The organism is Streptomyces pimonensis, from assembly GCF_041380215.1.
Lineage (GTDB): Bacteria > Actinomycetota > Actinomycetes > Streptomycetales > Streptomycetaceae > Streptomyces > Streptomyces pimonensis.
Genome location: NZ_JAHWZY010000086.1, coordinates 1 through 4333, shown reverse-complemented (window position 1 = coordinate 4333; position 4333 = coordinate 1). Strand labels below are relative to the sequence as shown.

The window sequence follows — 4333 nt, the reverse complement described above, 5'->3', positions numbered from 1 at the left end:
GCAGCCGCTGCATCGGGCCCGGCTGGGCCAGACCGGCCTGTTCGGCCAGCTGCCAGCAGTTCTTCCGCTCGGTACGCGAGAGCAGCCCGAGCAGATAGGCACGGGCCGTCCTCCGCGGTTCAACCCGGCTGAACCGGCCCGCGATCCGGTCCATGGCCTGCTCGAACATCGCCCGCCATCGGGCGCCGTCTATGCTGTGACCTGCGGCCACCGCACGATCGTCATGAGTCCACACAACCCTTGATGATCACGCGGTGGCCGTACCCGTTCCCAGCCGGGTCCGCGACAAGATCGCGAAGTCACACTGGAGTAAAGTGCGTGGGTTTCGCGGATTCTTGGGTTCGGTCCCGCTGCAACCCGCGCGTCGACTGCCGCTTTGATGGGGGCTACGCCAGCGTGCCCAGCTCGCGCAGCGCCTGGAGCTCGTCCCGCGGGCAGCGATCCGGGCGGCTTCGCGCAGCTTGGCCTGGACCACTGCGCCAGTGTCCGGGTTCCCACTCCGCATGCTCCGCGCGACCGCGAACGTCGTCGGCCAGGTCCTCGTGGCGCGAGTCCTGCCGCGCGTCGAACTGTGCGGGCCGCCGCGACGGCGCCGACGTCCATCCCTCTCGCCCGGCACCGCCTGACACGTCGGCCGATGCGAGCGGGGCGGCCGGCTCGCGGGGCGATCGGTCGGCGCGCGGTACGCCGGGGCGGCTGGGGCGTGGCCATCTACGGCCCCAGATGCGGACAGGACCGGGTTAGGGGCAGCTGGCTGTCAGGCAATCGACTTGTCACAAGTGCTCATTCGGCAGTCTTTCTGTCACCAGCACTGGAGATCCGGGTTGTTGGAGGCACCTGTCCGAGCCGGGTGGGCGTGTTCACTCACACGGGTGGATTGCGCAGGGATAGGTGTGGGGTGGGTGTTGGGCGTCGATGCTGCAAGGGGCGTCGGGTGGTGGAGCATCCGGTGGCTGCACGGTGACCCTGGGCCCGGGGGATCCTTGTGCCGACTTCACGGGCTGTTGCCGGTCGGCTAGAGCAGATTCTGGAAGGTTGGGCATGGGAATGAAGAGTGTGAAGTACGGGGCGCTGGAGATCGCGGTCACCGATCAATTCGTGCGTCTGTGGGATGACCGGGGGTCCGGGGCGACGCTGCACGGGGCATTCTTCGACCCGCTGCTCACCGAGGAGATGCACGGGACAGGCTGGCGGGTCCTCGGCTCACTGGGGCACGTCGGCGACCACCAGGACATCACCGGCAAGCGCGCCACGATCCTGGCGCGCAACGCGGATCCCGGTGCGGAGATGGTCAAGCCGCCGGTCGACTTCAGGCTCATCTGGAAGGACCAGGGCTCGGGCGCAGAGCTGAACGGCTCGGTGTGGCGGCCCGTGCCGCCGGAGGGCTACGTGTGCCTGGGGGACGTGTGGCACCGCGAGTGGGACAAGCCCGAGGCCCGGTGGTACGGCTGCATCCGGCAAGAGCACGCAGGCCGGGCCTATGTGCGCCAGGGACAGATCGGAGACCTCATCTGGTGGGACAAGCGGTCCGGGGCCAGCGCCAACGTCGCCACCTACAGCATCCAGCCCGGCCCCTACCCGGCAGACACGACCCAGCGGCTGATCCTCGGGGCCGGCCTGCTGCTGGCAGTGGACCACTACGACCAGCCCACGGACGCCGTGTACGTGCTGGACCTGCCCGCCGCCGTCGTCACCAGCGACCCCGCGCCCTCCCCCGAGCTGGTCTCGCACGAGCAGATCCCCGCAGAGACCGACCAGGTGGTCGACCGGGTGGTGACAGTGCCGTGCACAGTCATTCAGGACCCCGGAAAGACACTGGCCTGGCAGGTGGCCAATTCCCCCTTCTACACCCTCGAGCGCCGCACCAGCTGGAAGAAGCACATCTGGAGCCACAACCCCACCGGTAACACCGAGTCGACCGGGGAGTACGCGGTCACCACCGGCGTCACCAAAACCACAGGGGAAGAGTTCACGAAGAGGACCGCCATCACGGTCGGTGCCTCCGCCGGGATCGCGCTCAAGGGGTTCAGTGCGTCGGTAGAGACCAGCGTCACCACCGAACTCGGCTACACCAAGCGATACGAGGTCAGCACCTTCACCGAGGAAACCCACAGGCACAACCTGATCATCCCGCCGAACTCGACCGGGGCCCTATGGTCGGCCCGACACGAGATCGTCCCCCGCCGAGCCGACGGAGACGTCGTCGGCGGTCAGGGCGGCCTGCCCCTGAACACCGTCGACTTCCTTACGGGCCATTACCCCAACGGCGCGGCCGTCCGCCACACCATCGACGGCGACGAGGTCTGAGCCCGCGGGGCCGCTCGATCTCAGAGCCCGTAACAGGATCTTGCTGAAGTGCCCTGGTCAGGCGTGACCGATGTGATGATCCGGCCGTTCGTGTCGTGTGACGACTCGGCCGTGGATCGTGGACGACGACTTATGGGCGCGGATCGAACCGCTGCTGCCGCCTTGGCCTGAGCGGTCGCCAGGGCCGAAGCCGGGACGTTAACCGGACAGACTCGCCCCGCCCCTTCCGTACCGATAGACCTCGTCAAGGTTCGCGCAGAGCGATGTCTGCAGGCCGGGCGTGCCCCCGCCAGTCTGAAGACCGTTCACCGGGCATGAACAGCATCAAGCGCGCACTTGCCGCCGTAGTCCTGGGGACTCGGTGGAGCCTGCCGAGTACCGGGCCTGGGTGCGCGCTCCGGACCAAGTGCGGCCCGTGGACGGCGTCTCGTACGACGCCGTGCCCACCGAGTACCTGAAGCCGCCCTCGCCCGTCCAGGAGGCGCTGGCGCCGCGGCGGCCGTCCGGGGCGGTTCAGACCGGCTCACACTGGCGAAGTGCCTGGCTCAGTAGGAACGTTAGCCACCAGGTCCGCCAGGTCCTCCCGCGTGCAGGCTTGCGCGACCTGGCCGGGGTGGTGCAGCGTCCCGGCCGGGTTCGCGCTCAGGCCGATCAGCAGGCCGCGTTCGGTGTTACTTGGCTGTGGTGGCCAGGGCTCCGCCGCCGGTGTTCATGCCGCCGCGGGGGCCGGTGTGGTTCTGGTTGAGGGGGAGGGCGATGTCGAAGACCTGTCGGCCGGTGGGGAGGGTGCCGAGGCGCTCGGCCCTGCCGTTGAGGATGTTGACGCGGTAGAAGCGGTAGGTGCCGCTTACCTTCAGGGCGGCGAAGCCCTGGTTCGTTCCGGCCTTGGGGTTGTAGTAGATGTCGAAGCCCGCGTTGGGGCCTGCGTTGACGCCGAGGCTGCCGGTGGGGGCGAGGGTGCCGGCGTTGGCCGGGGACTGCAGTGAGACGCGGTCGTTGACCGTGTCGATGTCGAACAGCGTCGTCGTGGTCGCGGGGTTGAGGTCGTTGTTGGTGTAGGCGGCGCCGGTCATGCCCAGCGCGGGGATGGGTGTGGTGGCGGGCGGGGTTGCCGGGTTGGTCAGCCTGCCGTCGACGGTGGTGACCCGTGGGGCGGCGGGGTCGTCGATGTTGTGCCGCAGGTTCTGGCCCGTGTCGCTGATGACACGCAACCGGTTGGCGGCCGGGTTGAAGTCGACGCCGAAGTACTCGCCCTCCAGTGCCACCGTCAGCTGGGAGACTTTGGTGGCTTTCGCTGAGCGGCTGATGGTGTAGATGCCACCCTTGTCGCCGACGCCGTACAGCTTTCCGTTCTGGACGCGGTAGTCGATCCCCACCAGCTTGCTGTCCTTTTCCAGGCCGCGGATCTGGCCGAGGGAACGGGGTGAGGACGGCGCGTTCTCGGAGAAGCTGACGAGCTGCTGGTCGACCGTGAGACCGACGACGTCCAGACCGCCCGGGTACTTCTCGTCCGCTGCCGTCACCGCCGCGGTAGGCAGGGCCAGCGCGAGTGCCAGGGCAGGAGCGAGTATGGCTGCGTGCATGCGCATCTCCCAGGGAGACAGGCCCGGACCGAATACCGGGCATCACCCTGTGACACAAACATACTGGCGAGGTCACAGCACGTTACGGAGGCCATCCGGGCGACTTTGCGCGCGACGCCGCCGTGCACGCGTGCCAAGCGGGCGGCGAGACCGCGCTGGTATCCGCCGGCCTGGCCGCACTGTGCGCGCCCGGGCCCTCCGCCCTGGGCGCCGCGGCCGTCCCCGGAGCGTCGTCCGGCGGCTCACCGCCCACCGGCCCTCGTGCACCCGACGCAACGCACCGTCGAGCGGCACGTGAAGAACCAGATCCGCCGCGCCCGGCACCACCGACGACGTACGGCTACGCCATCACCCTCGCCCTGCCCCCGCACCATGCGGCGCGCCTGTTCGACGCCCAGGACGCCGGCGCCGGCGAACAGCAGCTCCGCGGCATCGCCGGGGAA

General features: G+C 69.1%; 2 protein-coding genes and 2 pseudogenes. 2 read left to right on the top strand and 2 right to left on the bottom strand.

What is annotated here, in order from left to right; genetic code table 11:
* A pseudogene (locus tag KYY02_RS33335) lies at nucleotides 1-154 on the bottom strand (IS701 family transposase); the annotation flags it as partial.
* 887 nt (nucleotides 155-1041) lie between these two features.
* Between KYY02_RS33335 and KYY02_RS33330 the strand changes: the two are divergent.
* Nucleotides 1042-2307 (top strand): Vps62-related protein, encoded by a 1266-nt coding sequence (locus tag KYY02_RS33330; RefSeq protein WP_371244709.1) that lies wholly within the window; start codon nucleotides 1042-1044, stop codon nucleotides 2305-2307.
* 671 nt (nucleotides 2308-2978) lie between these two features.
* On the opposite strand, the gene KYY02_RS33325 is transcribed toward KYY02_RS33330, so the two are convergent.
* Nucleotides 2979-3896, bottom strand: coding sequence for a DUF4394 domain-containing protein (locus KYY02_RS33325; RefSeq protein WP_371244707.1), 918 nt, complete (start codon nucleotides 3894-3896; stop codon nucleotides 2979-2981).
* Between the two features lie 301 nt (nucleotides 3897-4197).
* Here KYY02_RS33325 and KYY02_RS33320 point away from each other — a divergent pair.
* Nucleotides 4198-4333 (top strand): annotated as a pseudogene (locus KYY02_RS33320) (telomere-protecting terminal protein Tpg); the annotation flags it as partial.

Bases quoted from the DNA above. Each gene is read 5' to 3' on its own strand.
- KYY02_RS33330 (WP_371244709.1), top strand. From the start codon at position 1,042: ATGGGAATGAAGAGTGTGAAGTACGGGGCGCTGGAGATCGCGGTCACC.
- KYY02_RS33325 (WP_371244707.1), bottom strand. From the start codon at position 3,896: ATGCGCATGCACGCAGCCATACTCGCTCCTGCCCTGGCACTCGCGCTG.